The organism is Micromonospora endolithica (assembly GCF_003626595.1).
GTDB classification, from domain to species: domain Bacteria; phylum Actinomycetota; class Actinomycetes; order Mycobacteriales; family Micromonosporaceae; genus Micromonospora; species Micromonospora endolithica.
The window spans coordinates 39,785-59,173 of record NZ_RBAK01000017.1 but is presented as its reverse complement, the minus strand read 5'-3'; the positions used below and the strand labels follow the sequence as shown (position 1 = coordinate 59,173).

The following is a 19,389-nucleotide window of genomic DNA, read 5'->3' as shown; positions in this document are numbered from 1 at the left end:
GGCCACCGGTCGCCGCCCGCCCGTCCCGTCCGACCGGCCCGGAGGACCCCGGGTAGGACGCCGAGGACCCCGGGTGGGCGGCCGGGTCCACCGCCGCCTGACGACGCAGGATCTCCCCCACCGCGCCGGGCAGGTCCGCCGCCACCCACGGGGCCGCGTCGACCTCCTCCCGGCGGGTCACCGGCGTCGGCACCAGGACCGCCTGCGCCCCCGCCGCGAGCGCCGCCGTCACGTCCCGGCCGATGTCACCCACCAGCACGCAGCGCGCCGGCGTCGTCCCCAGGGCGCGGGCGGCGGCGTGTACCAGCCCCGGGGCCGGCTTGCGGCACCCGCAGCCGGCACCGTCGTCGTGCGGACACACCAGCCACGCGTCGAACGGGCCCAGCAGGTCCTCCACCCGCGCGTGCACCGCCGCCAGCTGCGCCTCGGTGAACAGTCCCCGGGCCAGGCCGGACTGGTTCGTCACCACCGCCAACCGCAGCCCCGCCGCGCGCAACCGGTCCAGGGCCTCGCGCGCGCCCGGCAGGGCGCGCACCTTCTCCGGATCGCCGTTGTACGGCACGTCGTGGACCAACGTCCCGTCCCGGTCGAGCAGCACCGCGTCGAACAGTCGGGGACCCCGCAGCCGGCCGGCACCGGCGTCAACCCGGGCCGACCTGCGCTGATGCGGCTCCACGTGGTCCTGTCGCACGGCGGGCGGGTTCCCTGCGCCCCGAGGAGTAAACGTCGCCGCCAGCGCGGCGCCGGCGGCGTGGACACGCCGGACCCGCGGGTGGCGTTACCCGTCGCCCCGGAGAAGCTAACCCACCCGGGTCGTTAGCCCGACCCGACGCCGGGGTATGGGGGCGCAGTGGCAATTGTGGAGAAAGTGATCGAGGCTCCCCCCGAGCAGATCTGGGCCGTGCTCGCCGACGGGTGGACGTACAGCGACTGGGTGGTGGGCACCGCGCACGTCCGGAACGTGGACGACGCGTGGCCCCGGGTGGGCAGCCAGTTGCACCACCGGGCCGGGCCCTGGCCGTTGTCCCTCCAGGACTCCTCGACCGTGCTGGGCTGCGAACCCCCACACAAGCTGATCGTCCGGGCCGGCCTCTGGCCGGCCGGTGAGGCGATCGTCGTGTTCACCCTGGAGCAGGTGGGCGAGGGTCGCACCCGGGTCCGCCTCGGCGAGGACTTCGCCGCCGGTCCGCTGCGCTGGGTCCGCAACAAGGTCAACGACCTGGTGCTGCACCAGCGCAACAAGGAGACGCTGGCCCGTCTCTCCGACATCGCCCGCCGACAGAAGGGCCCGGAATGAGCCAGACAGTGGTGATCACCGGGGCGAGCGCCGGGGTGGGCCGGGCGGTCGCCCACGCGTACGCCGAACGGGGTGCCCGGCTGGCCCTGCTCGCGCGTGGCGCGGCCGGTCTGGCCGCCGCCGAGCGGGACTGCCGCGCGCGGGGCGCGTCGGACGTGCGGACCTATCAGGTCGACGTGGCCGACGCGGGCGCGGTGCAGCAGGCCGCCGACGACGTGGTGCACCGGTTCGGTGGCATCGACGTCTGGGTCAACAACGCGATGGTGTCGGTGTTCGCCCGGGCGTGGGAGGTCACCGCACCGGAGTTCCGCCGGGTCACCGAGGTCAACTACCTGGGCACCGTGCACGGTTCGCTGGCCGCGCTGCGGCACATGCGGGTCCATGGGCGGGGCGCGATCGTGCAGGTCGGCTCGGCGCTGGCCTACCGGGGGATCCCGTTGCAGTCGGCGTACTGCGCGAGCAAGCACGCGGTGCAGGGCTTCAACGACTCGCTGCGGGCGGAGTTGCTGCACGAGTATCCCGGGGTGAAGCTGTCGATGGTCCAGCTGCCGGCGGTCAACACGCCGCAGTTCTCCTGGGTGCGGACCCGGCTGCCCCGCCACCCGCAGCCGGTGCCACCGATCTTCGCGCCGGAGGTCGCCGCGCGGGCCATCCTGTGGGCCGCCGACCACGGTCCCCGGGAACTCAACGTGGGCGGGCCGACCTGGCAGGCCCGGTTGGGCGACATCCTGGTGCCGGGGCTGCTGGACCGCAAGCTGGCCCGGGACGGGTTCGACAGCCAGCAGACCGGGACCGAGATCGACAGGGCCGCCTGGCGCGACAACCTGGACCGGCCGGGCGACGACGAGCGGGACCGGGGCGCCGAGGGGATCTTCACCGACCGGGCCCGGGGGACCTCCGCCGCGCTCTGGGTGAGCACCCACAAGCCGGCCGTGTCCGGCGCGGTCCTGGCCGGCCTGACGCTGGCCGTGACCGCTCTCGCCCGACGCCGACGCTGAGTTCCGTGGCCACCGGGCCGGCCGCGGTGGGGCGCGCGAAACGCGGCGCGCCGGGCCGGCGACGGGGAGCACTGTCGGGGGTGAGGCAAGCAGGTGGCTACCCTCTCAGGGAGCCCTGTCCGCAGACCGAGGATGTCCGAGATGATTGAACCCGTGCAGTTGCCCTCGCCCTGGCGGGACGTGCGCGTGACCGTCGTTGTCCCGACCTACAACGAGGCAGGCAACCTGCCGGTCCTGGTCGAGAGGCTCCTCGCGCTGTCGCTGCCGGGCCTGAAGGTCCTGGTCGCCGACGACAACTCGCCGGACGGCACCGGTGAGGTGGCCGACAAGTTGGCCATCGAGCACCCGGACCGGGTCGAGGTTCTGCACCGCCCCGGCAAGGAGGGGCTCGGGCGCGCGTACGTGGACGGGATCGGCCGCGCCCTCGACGGCGGCGCGGAGTACGTGGCCCAGATGGACGCCGACCTGTCGCACCCGCCGGAGGCCCTGCCCGGCATGCTCGGCGCCCTGCTCGCCACCCACGCCGGCGTGGTCATCGGCTCCCGTTACGTTCCCGGCGGCGAACTGGACGAGAACTGGCCGTTGTACCGGCGGGCGCTCAGCAGCTGGGCGAACCTGTACGTGCACACCCTGCTGCGGGTGCGGATCCGTGACCTGACCGCCGGTTTCAAGATCTGGCGGGCGGACGCGCTGCGGGACATCGGTCTGGAGCGGGTGCAGTCCAACGGCTACAGCTTCCAGGTGGAGATGCACTACCTCGCCACCCGGCTGGGGCACACGATCCTGGAGGTGCCGATCCGTTTCGAGGAGCGGCGCGACGGTGCGTCGAAGATGACCACCGCCACCAAGATCGAAAGTGCGCTGATGCCCTTCAAGCTGCGCAGCAAGCACCGCAACATCACCCGCTGACCGGCCGCCGCCCGCTCGACCCGCCGCCCGCTCGCCCGGCTGCGGCGGGCCAGCGGCGCCGCCGCGGGCGGGGGCCGCGGGCGGGTGTCGGCACCCGCCCGGCTCAGCGGTAGACCGCCCGGTGGGCCGCGCCGATGGTGGCGGCGTACAGGCCGCCGGTGACGGCGCGGTCGCGGGCCAGGGCGGCCCGGGCGGCGTTCGCACCGGGCGCGCCGTGCACCCCGCCGCCGGGGTGCGCGGAGGCGCTGGCCAGGAACAACCGGTCCACCGGGGTGTCCGCGCGTCCCAGTCCGGGGATCGGCCGCAGGAACAGCTGCTGGTACGCCGCGGCGGTACCGCCGCCGAGCGCCCCGCCGACCAGGCTCGGGTTGCCGTCCTCCAGGTCGGCCGGACCGGCCACGTGGCGGCCCACGATGAGGCTGCGGAAGCCGGGCGCGGCCTCCTCCAGCACCTGCTCCATCCGCTCCACGTGGGCGGCCATGTCCTCGGCCCGCCAGTTCCGGCGGAACGGCAGGTGGGTGTACGACCACAGCGACTCGGTGCCCGGCGGCGAGTGGCTCGGGTCGGCCACCGTCATCTGTCCCACCAACAGGAACGGCTTGCGGGGCAGCTCACCCCGGGCGAGTTCGGCGGAGTACGTGGTCAGCCCGTCGACGTCGGCCCCGAGGTGCACGGTGCCGGCCGGGGCGACCGCCCGGTTCGTCCATGGCACCGGCGCGGACAGCGCCCAGTCCACCTTGAGCGTCGAGCCGTCCCACTTGAAGTGGGCCAGGTCCTCCACCAGCCGGGGTGGCAGCGCCGCCGCGCCGACCAGGTCCAGGTAGAGCGCGGGCGCCGGCACGTCGGCGAGCACCGCCCGGCGGGCCCGCCACAGCGCACCACCGGAGGTGCGAACACCCATCGCCCGGCCCCGCGCGGTCAGCACCCGGTCCACCCGCGCGCCGTAGAGGATCCGGCCGCCACGCTCGGTCAGCCGATCCACCAGCGCGTCGGTGATCTTCTGCGCCCCACCGTCCGGCACCGGCCAGCCGACCTGCTGGCCGAGCATCGCGAGCAGCCAGCCGTACACGCCGGACCCGGCCTCCTCCGGGGACAGGTCGGTGTGCAGGGCACAGCCGGCCAGCAGGGCCGGACCGCCGGCGCCCTCGAACAGTTCGTCGCCGAGTTTGCGGACCGGCACCACCAGCCGCCGGGCCAGCCGCAGCGCCCCGCCCACCCGCAGCCGGCGCAGCAGCGTCACGCCGTCGCGGACCGGCGGGAACGGTCGGGTGATGGCGCCCAGCATCGGCTCGGCGACCTGACGCCAGTCGTCGTAGGCGTGCAGCCAGCGCTTCCCGTCGCCGGGCGCGAACGCCTCCAGCGACGCCGCGGTGGCCTCCGGGTCGCGGTTGAGCACCGCCGCCCGCCCGTCGGGCAGCAGGTGGGCCAGCACGTCCGGGGAGTGTCGCCAGCGCAGGCCGTGGCGTTCCAGGCCGAGGCCGTTGAGCACGGGTGAGGCGTAGCCGAGGGGATAGAAGGAGCTGTAGAGGTCGCTGAGGTAACCGGGCGCGGTCACCTCGGCCGAGCGCACCGCGCCCCCGGCGACCGCGGTGGCCTCCAGCACCACGACGTCCCAGCCCGCGTCGGCGAGCAGGTTGGCGGCGACGAGTCCGTTGTGCCCGGCCCCGATGACGACGGCATCCGCGCTCTCCGCGCCGGTCGACGTCATCCCCTGGCCCCACTGGTCGCAATCATCCGATCCGCCTACCCGGCCGCCAACCGGACGAAACGCGGTTTGCCGCGTCGGAACCGGGGCATGCCGTCGCATGTACTCGGTTGCGCAGCTCATTGGTGGCGTGTGGGGTGCCGGCGGCGCGGGAGGCGAGTTGGTCGTGCACGACCCGGCCGACGGTTCCCCGGTCAGCTCGGTGCCGGTGGCGACGGCGGACGAGGTGGGCAAGGCGGTGGAGGCGGCGCGCGGCGTCGCGGCGGAGTGGGCGGCGACCGCGCCGGCGGAGCGGGCGGCGGCCCTGCACCGCGCGGCGGACGCGGTCGCGGCGGTCGCCGACGACCTCGCCCGCTCCACCACCGCGGAGATGGGCAAGCCTCTGGACGACGCGCGCGGCGGCGTCGAGGCGGGCATCGGAACCCTGCGGCAGTACGCGGAACTGGCCCCGGTACGCGGCGGGCGGACGCTGCTCGGCGGCGCCGAGGCGATCGATTTCCTGACGCCGCAGCCGCGTGGCGTGGTGGCCGCGGTCACCCCGTGGAACGACCCGGTGGCGGTGCCCTGCGGGCTGCTCGGCGCGGCCCTGGTCACCGGAAACGTGGTGCTGCTCAAGCCGAGCGAGCGGACGCCGGCGACCGGCTGGCTGCTGGCCAAGGCGCTGGACTCGGCGCTGCCCGCGGGGGTGCTGTCGCTGCTGACCGGCGGTCCGGAGGTGGGCGCCGCACTGGCCGCCCAGGAGGTGGACGTGGTGGCCCACGTCGGGTCCACCGCCACCGGCCGGGCGATCGCCGCCGCGGCGGCCCGCACCGGCGCGAAGGTGCTGCTGGAGAACGGCGGCAGCGACCCGCTGGTGGTCGACGCCGACGTCGACCCGGTGTGGGCGGCCGGCCAGGCCGCGGTCGGCGCGTTCGCCAACGCCGGGCAGATCTGCGTGGCCGTGGAGCGGATCTACGTGCACCGGGACGTGGCCGAGGACTTCGTCGCGGCGCTGGTGGACCGGGCGGCGGCGCTGCGCACCGGACCGGGCACCGACCCGGGCACCGAGCTGGGGCCGATGGTGGACCGCCGGCACCGCGACCACGTGCACGGGCAGGTCACCGCGGCGGTGGCGCAGGGCGCGCGGATCCGGGTCGGTGGCACCGTGCCGGACGGGCCGGGCGCGTTCTACCCGGCCACCGTCGTCACCGGGTGCCGGCACGACATGCCCCTGGTCCGCGAGGAGACCTTCGGCCCGGTCGCCCCGGTGGTGGTGGTGGACTCGTTCTCCGAGGCGCTGCGGTGCGCCGCCGACTCGCCGTACGGGCTGGCCGCCACGGTGCTGACCGCCTCGATGAGCCACGCCCAGCGCGCCTGGCGGGAGCTACCGGTGGGCACGGTCAAGGTCAACGCGGTCTTCGGCGGGGCGCCGGGCGGTGCCGCGCATCCGCGCCGCGGCAGCGGCCAGGGCTTCGGGTACGGCCCGGAGCTGCTTGACGAGTTCACCGCGACGAAGGCGGTGCACATCGAGGCGCCGGGCGGCGGGCACTGGTGAGCCGACGACGACGGGGCCGCACCGATCCGGTGCGGCCCCGTCGACGCGTACGCCTCAGCGCTTCTTCTCGCGGGCCTTGGTGGTCGCGCGGTTGTTCGCCTTCTCGATCGCCTTGACCAGCTCGGGTTTGGTCATGCTGGACCGGCCGGGCACGTCGAGCTTGCGCGCGACCCGCATCAGGTGGTCCTTGGTGGCGTTGGCGTCCACCCCGCCGGCGGTCGCGGCCCGCCGCTGTGGTCCGCCCCCGGCGGCCTGCCGGTCGCTGGGGCCCTTGCGGCCCTTCGACTCCCAGTGGTCACCGACCTTCTCGTACTGGTGCTTGACCGCGGCGAACGCGGTGCGGTGCGACCGCTCGCCCTCACCGTAGGTCTCCACCGCCGAGTCGTGTGCCTTCTCCCAGGTGCGCTGCGCCTTCTCCGGGGAGCGCCGCAGCGTGCTGGGCAGAGCTTCGCGCCCGGGCATCTCGTCCTCCTCCGTGTCGATGGGGTGTCCCTTGTCCGTTCCCTCTCGGAGGTCCGGCAAACCGCGCCGTGCCCGGCGGCCGGGTTTGTCGATTTCCGGTACCGGGTACCGGCGGGGCCAGGCGAATCCGGATGCGCCCCGACATCCGGTGCCCGGGGCACAGGGAGCGGGCCATGACCACGACGGAGCCCGGAACGGCGCTCGACGACGCGCGGCGCCCGGACCTGCCGCGCCGGATCCGGCAGCTGAGTTGGCGGACCTGGCGGGGGGTGCTGGTCCGCAGCGCGCAGAACTTCCTCAAGGACAACTGCGCGGACTGGGCCGCCGCGCTGACCTACTACGGCGTGCTGGCGCTGTTCCCCTCCACCATCGTGGTGGTCGCCCTGGTCGGTCTGGTCTCCAACGGTGAGCAGACGGTGGACACCGTGCTGGACCTGGCCCGCGACGTGGGCGCCGGGTCGGTGGTGGCCAACGACAGCTTCGTGAGCGTCGTCCGGGAGGTGGTCGACCGGCAGAGCGGGTCGGGAGTGCTGCTGAGCTTCGGCCTGCTCGGCGCGCTCTGGTCGGCCTCCGGCTTCATCGGCGCGTTCACCCGCGCCTCCAACGCCATCTACGGCGTCGACGAGGGACGCCCGGTGTGGAAGCTGCGTCCGCTGCAGATCGGCCTGGCGGGGGTCACCATGATCCTGCTGGCGATCGTGGCGGTGGGGCTGATCGTCAGCGGGCCGGTCACCGACGCGGTCGGCGACCTGATCGACGCCGGGGGTGCGACCCGTACGGTCTGGAGCATCCTCAAGTGGCCGGTGCTGACCATGATCATGATGGTGCTGCTGAGCCTGCTGTTCTGGATCGCGCCCAACGTGCAGCAGCCCCGCTTCCGCTGGCTGACCCCCGGAGGCGGCGTGGCCCTGGTCTCCTGGGCGCTCGCCTCCTTCGGCTTCGGCCTCTACGTGGCCAACTTCGGCTCGTACGACGCCACCTACGGCAGCCTCGGCGCGATCATCGCCTTCCTGGTCTGGCTGTTCCTGTCCAACTGCGCGCTCATGCTCGGCGTGCAGATCAACGCCGAGGTGCAGCGCGGCCGGGCCCTTCAGGCCGGCGTGCCGGACCCGGAGGAGCCGGTCCTGGAGCCCCGCCGCCCGGCCGTTACGTGACCGTGTGCCGGGTTTAGTCGCAGGGTCACCGGGTAGCGCAGAAGACATGGAACGTGGCAGCAGCAAGCACGGACCGAGGCTCGACGACCAGATGAGCCAGGAGGTCAGCGGCCTCGTACAGGGGCCGGGGACCGGCGGCTCACGGGTCGAGGAGTCCCGCGTGCCGGAGCCCGCCGGTGAGGACCAGCCGGAGGCGACCACGGCTCCGGCCGGCGACCTGCGTACCGGCACGCCGCAGGGGATGAGTTCGGAGGACGTCGAGCAACGCAGCCGGCTCGGGCGGTTCATCACGATGACCGCGCTGCCCGGCGACCGCGCGGCGCTGATCGCCAACGCGCGGGAGAACGAGGCGCCGGACGACATCGTCGCCGCCCTGGAGCACCTGCCCGAGGGGACCCGCTACCAGACGGTGTCCGAGGTGTGGGCGGCGCTCGGCCACAAGAACGAGACGACCCGCTGGTGACCGGATCACCGCACGATCCGGGACCACCGCCGGCGGACATAGGGAGGAAGTCCTGATGAGTGGCGTTACCGAACACGTGGACGTTTCCGTCCCGGTACGCACCGCGTACGACCAGTGGACCCAGTTCGAGGAGTTCCCGCACTTCATGGAGGGTGTGGAGGAGGTCCGCCAGCTCTCCGACACGATGACCCACTGGACCGTCGAGATCGCCGGGGTCAAGCGCGAGTTCGACGCCGAGATCACCGAGCAGCTCCCGGACGAGCGGGTGGCCTGGCGCTCGACCGGCGGCACCCAGCACGCCGGCGTGGTCACCTTCCACCGCCTCGACGAGTCCACCAGCCGGGTGACCCTTCAGCTGGAGTTCGAGCCGCACGGTGTGATCGAGAAGGCCGGCGACAAGCTCGGCATCGTCGACCGGCGGGCCAAGGGTGACCTGGAGCGCTTCAAGCAGTTCATCGAGCGGCGCGGTCAGGAGACCGGCGCCTGGCGCGGCAATGTCGATCGCCCCACCCCGTGACCTGACCCCCGTAACCCCGAACTGCCCGATGGCCGCCGGTCCCCCGGCGGCCATCGCCGTGCTCGTTTGGGGTCGGGTGGGTCGGGTACCGCGAGGGACATGACGGACGAGAACACGGTGTGGCGCGACGAGGAGAAGACCCCGCTGCGGGAGCTGGACCGGGCGGTGGCCCGCTCGACGATCGACGGTCAGGCCGACGACGTGACCGGCAACGACGCCGGCGAGGAGGCGGCCTTCGGGCACGGCCCGGAGGCCGTGGACCGGGGCGGCGACGCCGTCGGCTCCGGGCGGGAACCGACCGACCCGGACCGCGCGTACCGCCCCTCCACCACCGGCCGCACCGGCCCCGACGTCTGATCCCTCGGCGGGTCCGGCTCTCTCAGCGGGTCCGGCGGTAGCCGGCGGCGTGGATCGCCACCAGGAGCACGGCCAGCACCAGCAGGGCCGGCCCGAGCGCCTCCACCGAGGTACCGGCGATCAGGACCCCGATCCCGGCCGGCACCGCCGCCGCACCCAGTCCGGCGGCGCCGATCTGCAACCCGATGACCCGGTCGGCGTGCGCGGCGCCGACCCGCTCGGCGGTGGTGAGGGTGAGCAGCGGGAAGACCGGGGCGGCGGCGAAGCCGACCACCACCAGCCCGGCCACCGCGAGCCAGGCCGGACCGGGCACCGCGATCAACGCCGCCCCGGCCGCCATCCCCAGCAGGCTGCCCCGCAGCACACCGGAGCTGCCCAGCCGCTCGGCCACCACGCCCTGCACCACCCGCCCCACGAAGAGGCTTCCCCAGTACGCCGAGACGGCCCCGCCGGCCGCCGCCGCACCCAGCCCCCTACCCTCGGTGAGCAGCAGGAAGGCCCAGAGCCCGGCGGACATCTCGATCGCCACGTACACGGTGAAGGCGAGGGCGCCCAGCCACGCGGCCGGCAGGCGGAGCGTGTCGCGTACGCGTACCGGCGCCAGGGTCGCCGCCACGGCGGGCAGCGGCGGGTCCGCGGACCCGGCGGGCCCGCGCTCGTCCCCCGCACCCGCCCCGGTGGACCCCCGGTCGCGCCAGGCGCGGACGGTCAGCGCGAACGCCACGGCCAGGGCGAGTTGGGCGGCGGCCACACCGCCGTAGCCCCAACGCCAGGCCAGGCCCGCGCTGAGCACACCGGTCATGATCAGGGGTCCGATCGCCACGCCGAGGCCGAAGAAGGCGTGCATCCAGTTCATGTGCCGGGGGCCGAAGGCGCCGGCGGCGTAGGCGTTGAGCCCGCTGTCGACGGCACCGGAGCCCAGCCCGAGCACCAGTGCGAAGCCGGCCAGGGGCGCCAGGTCGGGCGCGGCGGCGTACCCGGTGAGCGCCAGGCTGGCCAGCAGCGTGCTACCGGCCAGCAGCCGACCGACGCCGAGCCGGGCCAGGGTGAACCCGGCCAGGACGCTGGAGGTGAGGTAGCCGGTGGTGCCGGCCGCGAGGACCACGCCGACGGCCTCGGTGGGCACGCCGAGGTCGATCCGCATCGACGGCCAGCCGACCCCGATCAGACCGTCTGGCAGGCCGAGGCTGACGAACGCGAGGTAGGCGAGCAGGAGCAGCGAGGCGCGGGGGCGGATGGCAGGCACGAGAGCCATCCTGCCCGCCGCCGCGACGCCGGGCCGTCCTCCCCCGGCAGGACAAGAAGTACGGTCCGTGAGGTCGAGAAAACGGACAGCTCATCCAGAATCGGCCGTTCGGCTGACGGCAAGCACCGGCTCACGCGCAAGACTTTCGGAATGCGTCAAGGCAACGGCATCCTCACCAACCGTCAGCGTCGCCTGGCATGGCTCGGCTTCCTGCTCGCCGCCGCCCAGGCCCCTGTCTCCGCCAAGCTCGTCGCGGACAGCTCCTGGCTGTTCAGCCTGTGCGTCGCGCTGATGGTGGCGACCGTGATCATCGCTGACGACGCGGCCCGCCGCCAGCCGGCGGAGGCCCGCTCCCGGGACTGATCCGTCAGGCGTCGGATCCGGGGCGTGCCTCGTGTCCGGGACGGCCACGGGTCCGACGCCTCTCCTTCATCTCCGCCTCATACAGGTGGCGGCGGCCCGCGACCAGTTCCTCGCGGGCGTCCCGGTCGATCTGTCGGAACAGCGCGTAGTAGCCGTCGTCGAAGTCCTCGACGATCTGGAAGGTCCAGCGCCCGGCGATCACGTTGCGGCCCAGCAGGTCGGTGTCGATCCGGTCGGCGACGTGCCCGTGCCCGGACTCCCGGAACATCTCGACGGCCTCGTCCAGCATCAGGTCGGCGTGCCCGACGAGCTGGTGCAGCGAGTACAGGTGACCGCGGACCCGCTCGACACACTCCAACGCCTCACTCAGCTTGCCCAGCGCGGCGACGGTGGCGTCGCTGACCCCGGCGGGCCGCCGGTGCCGCTCGTCCGGTCCGTCCTGGTGTGTCGTCATCGCGTCCTCCGAGGTGTCGACTGCGCCGCCACGGGCGGTTCTCCTCCTGCCCGGTCCGGGCCGACTCAATCCCTCGGACGTCGGTCGGCCGACCGGCGGAGGACCCGGTACCCGCCGTGCGGCCGAGGCCGCACCCCCGCCCGGACGGCTAGCCTCGGTCCTCATGCGCCCGCCGTTGCACCAGGTCAGAGCCCGTACCGTCGTCCAGTCGGCACGGTCCACCCTGACCGCCCTCGCCGACTCGGTGGCCGAGGGTGTCGCCGCCGCCACCACCCGGCCTGGCCTGCTCGCCCTGGTCGACCAGCACGCCGCCGCGATTCGGGAGAGCCTGGACGGCGACCGCCGGCCGCTGAGCGCCGCCGCGCTCGCCGGCTACGCCGAGGGGGTGCGGACGGCGGCCCTCCAGCACGACTGGCAGCCTCCCACCGGGCCGGTGGACTGGTCCGCGCCGGACTGGACGCTCACCCGGCTGCTCGCGGTCTGCGCGCTGGCCCGCACGCTGGGCGGACCACGGCCCGGCCCGCTCCCGCCGCTCTAGGCAGAACACCTGGACAGAGCGCGGGGAGGGCGCCCGCACGATGCGCGGACACCCTCCCCGGTACGCGTGGACCGACGCGTCAGCGGCGGAACTGCTGGGTCTCGTCGCCCATCGTCCCGGACTGGTAGTTGCCGGGCCGGCCGGCCATGCTCGGGGACTCCTGCCCCCGCATGGCCTGGGTCCGCTCGGCACCCGTACGGTCGGCCATCTGGCGCTCCGTGTCGCCCTGACCGGCCGCCCGCGCCCGCCGGTGCTCCTGCACCGCCCGTGACTCCTCGGCCATCCGGTCCAGCCAGCCGCCCCAGCGTTCCTGCATCGGCTTCACCAGGCCACCGCCGACCCCGACGATCAGGATGCCGGCCACCGTGGCGAGCACCGCGATCAGCACCGGGGTCGTCACCGTGGTGGCGATGCCCACCTGGTTCAGCGCCGCGATCACACCGAGCGCGAGGATGAAGACGGCCACCAGGTCGGCCAGGATCTTCCCGTACGCGAGCCCGCCCAGCGCGCCGGACACCAGATCGCGGACCGCGTTGGCGATCGCCGCGGCCACCACCACGATGACGATCGCGATGAACGCGCGCGGCAGCCAGGCCACCACGCCGCCGATCAGGTCACTGATCGCGTTGGGCCCCCAGACGCCGAAGGCGAACTGCAGGGTGAACAGCAGCACGGCGTAGTACGCCAGCTTCGCCAGGATGTCGCTGGCGTCGTACTTCGTCCTTTCCAACGCCCGTTTGATGCCGCCCCGCTCGACGGCCCGGTCGAAGTTGACCCGTTCGAGTGCCGCGTCCACCACCTTGAGGACGGCTCTCGCGATGAGCCATCCGACCACGAGGATCGCGATGAACGCGATGAACCTCGGTATGAACAACAGCACCGACCTCCACGCGTCGGCCGCGGCGTCGCCGATGTCGACCTGCCTGACCGCCAGGGTTTCCGGCATGATGTCCCTCCTGTCGCATGGTCTGCGCCGCGCGCTTACCCCGTCCGCGGGCCGGCACGCCGTACCGGGTCGGGTGTTTTTGGCCGGCGGACCGGCCCGGATGCTCGTTGAGCTGCGCGGACAGCGCCGCCACGGCGCCGGGGAGGCATGATCGGAAACCCCGACCGGGCGGCCGACTAGGCTTCGCTCATGCCAGGAACGGTCGGACGGGTCCCGATGCCCCCAGCCCCGGTCTCCGGTCAGCCGGTCGGTTCGCCGACCGCGGGTCTCGTGCTCCACCACGACTGGTCCCGCACCCCGCTCGGCCCGTGGGCGGGATGGGACCCCGCGGTCCGCGCCGCGGCCGAGCTGATCCTCGCCAACCCGGTGCCGATGGCCCTCGTCCTCGGCGACGATCACCGGCTGCTCTACAACGACGCGTACGCGGAACTGATCGGCGACCGGCACCCGGCCGCGCTGGGCCAGCCGGCCGCCGAGGCGTTCCCGCAGGCCTGGGACCTGCCCGGGGTGGGCGACGCGGTGACGCACACGTACCGCACCGGCGAGCCCTTCCTGGACAAGGAGACCACCCTGCCGCTGCTGCGCCAGGGTTCCGGCACGGTGGAGCACGCGGTGTTCACCCGGGGCTACTCGACGCTGCGGGACAGCACCGGCGCGATCGTCGGTGTGTTCCTGGTGGCGGCCGAGACCACCCAGGTCACCCGGCAGTTGCAGAGCCTGAGCGAGGTGGCCGCCGCGCTGGCCGGAACGCTCACCCTGGACGACGTGGCCCGGGTGGCGCTGCGCTGGGCGATCACCTCGTTCGACGCCGACCGGGTCTCCTTCGCCGTCGACGAGGGCGGCGGCGGGTGGCGGATGGTCCGCCGCCTGCGCGGCGAGCTGATGGACGAAGCCGACGAACGGCTCCCCCCGCTCTGGCGGCGGGCCGCCGCCGACTGGGCCGCGCCGGTGGTGGCCGCCGCCCGCGACGGGCGCCCGCATTACACCGACGACGGCCAGCCGCTGCTCCCGACCGCGGTGGACCGGCACGACCAGAAGATCCGCGCGTTGGCCACGGTGCCGCTGCGCGCCTCCGTGGTCCGGGGCGGCCTCTCCGTCGGCTACCAACGACCGCACACCTGGTCGGCGGCCGAACGGGCACTGCTGGCGGCCTCGGCGGAGCTGATCGGGCAGGCCGCCGACCGGGCCCGCCGGTTCGAGACCCAGCACGGCACCGCCCAGCTCCTGCAACGCAGCATGCTGCCGGCGCACCTGCCGGACCTGCCGCTGCTGCGGATCGCCGCCCGCTACGACCCGGGTGTCGACGGCAACGCCGCCGGTGGGGACTTCTACGACGCCTTCCTGCTGCCCACCGGCGGGCTGGGCATCGTGCTCGGTGACGTGGCGGGGCACGACGTGCAGGCCGCCGCCCGGATGGGTCAGGTGCGGGCCGCGCTGCGCGCGCTGGCCCTGGCCGATCCGCGACCGGACGCGGTGCTCACCGGCCTGGACCGGTTGGTGACCAGCCTCGGCGCCGAGGGCGGTACGCACGAGCTGTTCGTGACGGTGGTCTTCGGTGTCGTCGACGCCGACCGGCACCGGCTGACCCTGGCCAGCGCCGGCCACCCCGCCCCGCTGATCCGGCGGTGCGCGCCGGACGGTGAGCCGTCCGCGGAATACCTGGACGTGCCGGCGGGCGCCCCGCTGGGGCTCGGCTGCCGGCCGGTCACCACCACCGTCCGGTTCCACCCGGGCGACACCCTGCTGCTGTTCAGCGACGGCGTGGTGGAGCGACGCCGGCAGGGGCTCGACGCCGGCCTGGACGCCCTCGCCGACGCGATCGCCGCCGCCGGCAGCGGCGACCCCCGGGCACTGTGCGCGGTGGCCACCGCCGCCGTGGCCGGCACCACCGAGGACGACGTCGCGGTGCTCGCGGTCGAGCACGCCCTGCGGCCGAGCCGGTCGGCGAGCATGGAGGTGCCGGCGGAGCCGACCGCGCCGAGTCGGGTGCGGCACTGGATGACCGGTCAGCTGACCGACTGGCGGGTGCCGGAGTCGGTGATCGGCGCGGCGGTGCTGTGCACCAGTGAGCTGACCACCAACGCCCTCCTGCACGCCGGCACGGCCGCCCGGGTGGACATCGACCTCAGCCCGGAACGGCTGCTGGTCTCGGTGGCCGACTCGGGTACCCGGGGCACCGTCACCCGGGCCCAGACCGACACGTTGAGCAGCCGGGGACGTGGGTTGGGTCTGATCGAGGAACTGAGCGACGCGTGGGGGACCGACCCGACCGTACGTGGCTCGACGGTCTGGTTCGAGATCCTCGTCCCGGCGGAGTGACCGGCCCGCCGCGCACCTCGGGACCGGGGATCGCCGGGACCCGACGGCCGGGATCGGCATCGGCCGGCACGGCCGGGGGTAGGAGGACGCGCATGGCGGACGAGATTTCCGGCGGTGTCCTCTTCGACGTGGACGGCACCCTGGTCGACACCACCTACCTGCACACGGTGAGCTGGTGGGAGGCGTTACGGCAGACCGAGCAGCCGGTGCCGATGGCGACCATCCACCGGGCGATCGGGATGGGCTCGGACAAGTTGCTCGACCACCTGCTGGGACCGGAGCGGGACCGCGACGCCGACGAGCGGCTGCGCGACGCCCACGCGACCCTCTACGGCGAGTACTGGGAGCGGTTGACCCCGCTGCCCCGGGCTGCGGACCTGCTGCGCGCGTGCGCCGAGCGAGGGCTGCGGGTGGTGCTGGCCACGTCGGCGGCCGAGCCCGAGGTGGGTGCGCTACGCCGGGCGCTGGCCGCCGACGACGTCATCCACACGGTGACCTCGTCGGCGGACGCGAAGGAGAGCAAGCCGGCGCCGGACATCCTCCAGGCCGCCCTGGCGCAGTCCGGGCTGGACGCGGCCCGGGTGGTGTTCGTCGGCGACTCGGTCTGGGACGTCGCCGCCGCCGGCCAGCTCGACATTCCCTGCGTCGGGCTCACCTGCGGCGGCACCAGCCGGGGTGAGCTGGCCGGTGCCGGTGCGGTCGCGGTGTACGACGATCCCGCCGCGCTCCTCGCCGCTCTCGCCGACTCGCCCCTGGCCAACGGGCGATGAGGGTCACCACGAATCGTGAGGTCGGACAGGAATACGAGAACCCCTCCATGGGCATGATCTGACACCGCCTGCCCGTGCGCACGGGCCGCTTGGAGAGGTGGTCTCGTGGAGCCGGTAGACCTGGCGCTCGCGGTGTTCGGTGTCGGCGCGCTGCTGGCGGGGATCCTCCCCCGGGTGCTGGACCGCCGGCCGTTGTCGATGCCGATCGCGTTCCTCGGTCTGGGGATGCTGATCTTCGCGCTGCCCACCGGCCTGCCGAAGCCCGATCCCCTGGAGCACAAGGAGATCGCCACCCATCTCACCGAGATCGGCGTGATCGTGGCGCTGATGGGCGCCGGACTGAAGATCGACCGTCCGCTGAGTTGGGCCAGGTGGTCGTCCACGTGGCGGCTGCTGGCCATCGCGATGCCGCTGTGCATCGGTGCCACGGCACTGCTCGGCTGGTGGTGGGCCGGGCTGGTGCCGGCCGCCGCGCTGCTGCTCGCCGCCGCCCTCGCGCCCACCGACCCGGTCCTCGCCTCCGACGTGCAGGTCGGCGAGCCGAACGCCGAGGAGGACGCCGAGGACGAGGTGCGGTTCGCCCTCACCTCCGAGGCCGGCCTGAACGACGGGCTGGCCTTCCCCTTCGTGTACGCGGCCATCGCCATCGCCACCACCAGCCTCGCGCCGTCGGCCTGGATCGTCGACTGGCTCAGCGTCGACGTGTTCTGGAAGGTCTCCGCCGGGGTGGTCGGCGGCTGGCTGATCGGCTGGCTGCTCGGCAAGCTGTTCTTCCGCGCGCCGAGCGAGTTCCGGCTGGCCCGGCACTCCGAGGGCTTCCTGGCCCTGGCGGCCACGTTCCTGGCGTACGGGCTGGTCGAGCTGATCGGCGGGTACGGCTTCCTCGCGGTGTTCGTGGCCGCGCGGGCGATCCGGTCCGCCGAGCGCACCAGCGAGTTCCACGGGGTGCTGCACGACTTCGCCGAGCAGGTCGAGCGGCTGCTGACGGTGATGCTGCTGCTGCTCTTCGGCGGCGCGGTGGTGGGTGGCCTGCTGGCCCCGCTGACCTGGCCGGCCGCGGCCGTGGGTCTGGCGCTGATCTTCGTGGTCCGGCCGCTGTTCGGCTGGTTGTCGCTGCGCGGCGCGCCCGGCCGACCGGCCGAGCACTGGGTGATCTCCCTGTTCGGCATCCGGGGGGTGGGATCCTTCTACTACCTGGCGTACGCGACCACCAAGGCGGACTTCCCGCAGGCGGACCTGGTCTGGGCCACCGTCGGCCTGGTGGTCATCGTGTCGGTGGTGGTGCACGGGATCGCCGCCACCCCGGTCATGCAGCTGCTGGACCGCGAGGGCGAACGCACACCGCCGGACGCCGCCGCCCCGTCCAGCCAGGCCGAGCGCTCCCCCACCCCCGCCTGAACGGTGGGTGCGGCGGGCTCAGTCAGGTCAGGGTCCGGATCAGGGCTCGGGCCAGGTGGTGCCCGGAGAGCCAGGCGGTCTGCACCCGGGGCTTGCCGAAGGCGTCGCCGGCCAGGCCGATCCGGTCGGCGTCCAGGTGGTGGGTCCCGGCCGGACCGTCGGTCGGCTTGGCGTACGTCCACCGGTGCACGTACACCTCCGCCGCCGGTTCGGGCAGCGCGAGAAGCTCCCGTACGGCCCGCTCGACGGCCGGCCCGGCGGCGGACGGTTGGGCCAGGTGACCGGCGGCGAACTCCGGGGTCGTGTGCGCCACCAGGACCGGGGCGCCGTCGCCGCGCCGGTCGCCGTCGTCGCAGACCAGCGCGAGTACGGGGTGCTCGTTGACGAACGCGCCCCGGAAGTCGGCCCACCGGCGCTCCGGGAAGCGCAGCACGACGGCCAGCGCCGGGGTCCAGCGCTGCGCCTGGACGGCGTGGGTGGCCTCGGCCAGCGCAGGGTCGAGCAGCAGCGCCGCCTGCGGGCCGGGCATGGCGAGCACCGCCGCCGCGCACGGCTGCCCGTCCACCAACGGACCGGGTTCGACGCCGAGCACCAGCCGATCCATCGTCACCGGCAGGTCCCGGGCCAGGTCCTCGACCAGTGAGCGCAGCCCGCGCGGGGCCGACCAGCGGGTCGGGCCGGGCACCTCCCGCCGGCCGTCCGGACCGTACGCGACGAACGTGCCGGCCCACTCGCGGACCAGGCCGGCCGCCCGCCACCGCTCGACCACCTCGGCGAAGGCCGGGTCGCTGACGGTGAAGTACGCCGCGCCGATGTCAGCCGGCCGGCCGTCGAACCGTCTGCTGGCCATCCTCCCGCCGGCGACCCGACCGCGTTCGCGCACCTGCACCGGTATCCCGGCGCGGACCAGTTCCCCGGCACACGCCACACCGGCGATGCCCGCACCGACCACCACCACACCCGCCCGATCCACAGCCATCCGATGATCGTATGCGTCCGGAAGACGGGCCGGGTGCGGAGATCGGGACCGGCAGGCATGGACCGCGCCGGTCGGGGGTATTGGCACGTCTGTTCGAAGGAAGGTGGAGATGATGACGGACCGCGACAGCACCAGCGCCAGCGCCAACCCGCAGGGCGCGATCAAGGATCCGGACGAGTGGGTCACCGGCGAGGAGCCGCCGACCGCGGCCCAGGAGTCGTACCTCGCCACGCTCGCCCGGGAGGCCGGTGAGGAACTGCCGGACGACCTGACCAAGGCGGAGGCCTCGAAGCGGATCGACGAGCTTCAGGAGGAGACCGGCCGGGGCCGGTGACGGGCGTCCGCCGCGCCGCGCCCAGGAGGCGGCGCGGCGGACCCGCCGCGCGGACCCGCCGCGCGGACCCGCCGCGCGGACCCGCCGCGCGGACCCGCCGCGCGGACCCGCCGCGCGGACCCGCCGCCGGTAGGGCGACGGTCAGCGCGGCGGGAGCCGGTGCAGTTCCACGTCGTCGAGCCGGCCGGCGGCGACCCGGGCGGTCAGGAAGGTGGCGTACGGCTGGGCCCGCCGGTCGGTCGGCGAGCCGGGGTTGAGCAGGCGCAGGCCACCCGGAGCGAGCGTGTCCCACGGGATGTGCGAGTGGCCGAACACCAGCACGTCGACGCCGGGGAAGCGGGCCGCGCAGCGTTCCTCCCGCCGGGCCTTCGGTCCGGTCTCGTGGACCACCGCCATCCGCAGTCCGTCCAGGTCCACCTGGGCGATCTCCGGCAGCCGGGCGCGCAGCGCCGGCCCGTCGTTGTTGCCGTACACCCCGACCAGCCGGCGGGCCCGCGCCTCCAGCGCGTCCAGGAGTGGCTCGTCCACCCAGTCCCCGGCGTGGACGACCACGTCGGCGGCGTCGACCGCCGCCCAGAGCGGGTCGGGCAGGTCCCGGGCCCGCTTCGGCAGGTGGGTGTCGGCCGTGATCACCAGGCGCATCCCC

The 19,389-nt window shown here is 74.2% G+C and carries 21 protein-coding genes and 1 pseudogene; 14 read left to right on the top strand and 8 right to left on the bottom strand.

What is annotated here, in order from left to right:
- Nucleotides 1-73: 73 nt before the first annotated feature.
- Nucleotides 74-676, bottom strand: a pseudogene (locus D7223_RS34350) (D-glycero-alpha-D-manno-heptose-1,7-bisphosphate 7-phosphatase); the annotation flags it as partial.
- Nucleotides 677-868: 192 nt separating this feature from the next.
- On the opposite strand from D7223_RS34350, the gene D7223_RS29005 reads away from it, so the two are divergent.
- The 3 genes from D7223_RS29005 (at nucleotide 869) to D7223_RS28995 (ending at nucleotide 3,204) form a co-directional block, all read left to right on the top strand.
- Nucleotides 869-1,297: an SRPBCC family protein gene (locus tag D7223_RS29005; protein ID WP_337589463.1), complete on the top strand. Its 429-nt coding sequence runs from the start codon at nucleotides 869-871 to the stop codon at nucleotides 1,295-1,297.
- Nucleotides 1,294-2,295, top strand: a complete 1,002-nt coding sequence (locus tag D7223_RS29000) for an SDR family oxidoreductase (RefSeq protein WP_120732230.1) — start codon at nucleotides 1,294-1,296, stop codon at nucleotides 2,293-2,295. Before D7223_RS29005 ends, D7223_RS29000 begins: the two co-directional genes overlap by 4 nt.
- Before the next feature lie 141 nt (nucleotides 2,296-2,436).
- Nucleotides 2,437-3,204 carry a polyprenol monophosphomannose synthase gene (locus D7223_RS28995; protein WP_120732228.1) on the top strand — a complete coding sequence of 256 codons (768 nt, stop codon included), beginning with the start codon at nucleotides 2,437-2,439 and terminating at the stop codon, nucleotides 3,202-3,204.
- Between the two features lie 103 nt (nucleotides 3,205-3,307).
- Here the strand turns inward: D7223_RS28995 and D7223_RS28990 are convergent, their stop codons facing one another.
- Entirely contained in the window at nucleotides 3,308-4,912 is a 1,605-nt protein-coding gene (locus tag D7223_RS28990; protein ID WP_120732226.1) for a phytoene desaturase family protein, read from the bottom strand.
- 97 nt (nucleotides 4,913-5,009) lie between these two features.
- Here D7223_RS28990 and D7223_RS28985 point away from each other — a divergent pair, with 97 nt between their 5' ends.
- On the top strand, nucleotides 5,010-6,443 hold the full coding sequence (locus tag D7223_RS28985; protein ID WP_120732224.1) for an aldehyde dehydrogenase family protein: 1,434 nt from the start codon (nucleotides 5,010-5,012) through the stop codon (nucleotides 6,441-6,443).
- 54 nt (nucleotides 6,444-6,497) lie between these two features.
- On the opposite strand, the gene D7223_RS28980 is transcribed toward D7223_RS28985, so the two are convergent.
- A complete protein-coding gene (locus D7223_RS28980; protein ID WP_120732222.1) occupies nucleotides 6,498-6,905 on the bottom strand; it encodes a ChaB family protein in 408 nt (135 codons plus the stop codon).
- A 173-nt stretch (nucleotides 6,906-7,078) separates the two neighbouring features.
- On the opposite strand from D7223_RS28980, the gene D7223_RS28975 reads away from it, so the two are divergent.
- The 4 genes from D7223_RS28975 to D7223_RS28960 all read left to right on the top strand — a co-directional run bounded on the left by D7223_RS28975 (nucleotide 7,079) and on the right by D7223_RS28960 (nucleotide 9,396).
- Nucleotides 7,079-8,059, top strand: coding sequence for a YihY/virulence factor BrkB family protein (locus D7223_RS28975; protein WP_120732221.1), 981 nt, complete (start codon nucleotides 7,079-7,081; stop codon nucleotides 8,057-8,059).
- 46 nt (nucleotides 8,060-8,105) lie between these two features.
- Complete coding sequence (locus D7223_RS28970) at nucleotides 8,106-8,522, top strand: DUF2795 domain-containing protein (RefSeq protein ID WP_120732219.1); 417 nt, start codon at nucleotides 8,106-8,108, stop codon at nucleotides 8,520-8,522.
- A 55-nt stretch (nucleotides 8,523-8,577) separates the two neighbouring features.
- Entirely contained in the window at nucleotides 8,578-9,039 is a 462-nt protein-coding gene (locus tag D7223_RS28965; RefSeq protein WP_120732217.1) for an SRPBCC family protein, read from the top strand.
- Nucleotides 9,040-9,138: 99 nt separating this feature from the next.
- The gene (locus D7223_RS28960; RefSeq protein WP_120732215.1) at nucleotides 9,139-9,396 is read left to right on the top strand and encodes a hypothetical protein; all 258 of its coding nucleotides are present in this window, start codon (nucleotides 9,139-9,141) and stop codon (nucleotides 9,394-9,396) included.
- A gap of 22 nt (nucleotides 9,397-9,418) precedes the next feature.
- Here the strand turns inward: D7223_RS28960 and D7223_RS28955 are convergent, their stop codons facing one another.
- Nucleotides 9,419-10,642 (bottom strand): MFS transporter, encoded by a 1,224-nt coding sequence (locus D7223_RS28955; RefSeq protein WP_420330353.1) that lies wholly within the window; start codon nucleotides 10,640-10,642, stop codon nucleotides 9,419-9,421.
- 150 nt (nucleotides 10,643-10,792) lie between these two features.
- Between D7223_RS28955 and D7223_RS28950 the strand changes: the two genes are divergently transcribed.
- Nucleotides 10,793-11,005: a hypothetical protein gene (locus tag D7223_RS28950; RefSeq protein WP_120732211.1), complete on the top strand. Its 213-nt coding sequence runs from the start codon at nucleotides 10,793-10,795 to the stop codon at nucleotides 11,003-11,005.
- A gap of 4 nt (nucleotides 11,006-11,009) precedes the next feature.
- Here the strand turns inward: D7223_RS28950 and D7223_RS28945 are convergent, their stop codons facing one another.
- Complete coding sequence (locus tag D7223_RS28945; RefSeq protein WP_120732209.1) at nucleotides 11,010-11,459, bottom strand: hypothetical protein; 450 nt, start codon at nucleotides 11,457-11,459, stop codon at nucleotides 11,010-11,012.
- Between the two features lie 163 nt (nucleotides 11,460-11,622).
- On the opposite strand from D7223_RS28945, the gene D7223_RS28940 reads away from it, so the two are divergent.
- A complete protein-coding gene (locus D7223_RS28940) occupies nucleotides 11,623-11,997 on the top strand; it encodes a DUF6401 family natural product biosynthesis protein (protein WP_120732207.1) in 375 nt (124 codons plus the stop codon).
- A 79-nt stretch (nucleotides 11,998-12,076) separates the two neighbouring features.
- Here D7223_RS28940 and D7223_RS28935 read toward each other — a convergent pair whose 3' ends face one another.
- The gene (locus tag D7223_RS28935) at nucleotides 12,077-12,943 is read right to left on the bottom strand and encodes a mechanosensitive ion channel family protein (protein ID WP_120732204.1); all 867 of its coding nucleotides are present in this window, start codon (nucleotides 12,941-12,943) and stop codon (nucleotides 12,077-12,079) included.
- A 189-nt stretch (nucleotides 12,944-13,132) separates the two neighbouring features.
- Here D7223_RS28935 and D7223_RS28930 point away from each other — a divergent pair, with 189 nt between their 5' ends.
- The 3 genes from D7223_RS28930 to D7223_RS28920 all read left to right on the top strand — a co-directional run bounded on the left by D7223_RS28930 (nucleotide 13,133) and on the right by D7223_RS28920 (nucleotide 17,430).
- Nucleotides 13,133-15,262: an ATP-binding SpoIIE family protein phosphatase gene (locus tag D7223_RS28930; protein WP_120732202.1), complete on the top strand. Its 2,130-nt coding sequence runs from the start codon at nucleotides 13,133-13,135 to the stop codon at nucleotides 15,260-15,262.
- Between the two features lie 92 nt (nucleotides 15,263-15,354).
- Nucleotides 15,355-16,032: an HAD family hydrolase gene (locus tag D7223_RS28925; RefSeq protein ID WP_120732200.1), complete on the top strand. Its 678-nt coding sequence runs from the start codon at nucleotides 15,355-15,357 to the stop codon at nucleotides 16,030-16,032.
- A gap of 105 nt (nucleotides 16,033-16,137) precedes the next feature.
- Nucleotides 16,138-17,430, top strand: a complete 1,293-nt coding sequence (locus tag D7223_RS28920) for a cation:proton antiporter (protein ID WP_120732198.1) — start codon at nucleotides 16,138-16,140, stop codon at nucleotides 17,428-17,430.
- A gap of 22 nt (nucleotides 17,431-17,452) precedes the next feature.
- On the opposite strand, the gene D7223_RS28915 is transcribed toward D7223_RS28920, so the two are convergent.
- On the bottom strand, nucleotides 17,453-18,388 hold the full coding sequence (locus tag D7223_RS28915; protein ID WP_120732196.1) for an NAD(P)/FAD-dependent oxidoreductase: 936 nt from the start codon (nucleotides 18,386-18,388) through the stop codon (nucleotides 17,453-17,455).
- A 133-nt stretch (nucleotides 18,389-18,521) separates the two neighbouring features.
- Here D7223_RS28915 and D7223_RS28910 point away from each other — a divergent pair, with 133 nt between their 5' ends.
- Nucleotides 18,522-18,743 (top strand): DUF3072 domain-containing protein, encoded by a 222-nt coding sequence (locus D7223_RS28910; RefSeq protein WP_120732338.1) that lies wholly within the window; start codon nucleotides 18,522-18,524, stop codon nucleotides 18,741-18,743.
- Between the two features lie 141 nt (nucleotides 18,744-18,884).
- Here D7223_RS28910 and D7223_RS28905 read toward each other — a convergent pair whose 3' ends face one another.
- Nucleotides 18,885-19,385: a metallophosphoesterase family protein gene (locus tag D7223_RS28905; protein WP_120732194.1), complete on the bottom strand. Its 501-nt coding sequence runs from the start codon at nucleotides 19,383-19,385 to the stop codon at nucleotides 18,885-18,887.
- Nucleotides 19,386-19,389: the final 4 nt, after the last annotated feature.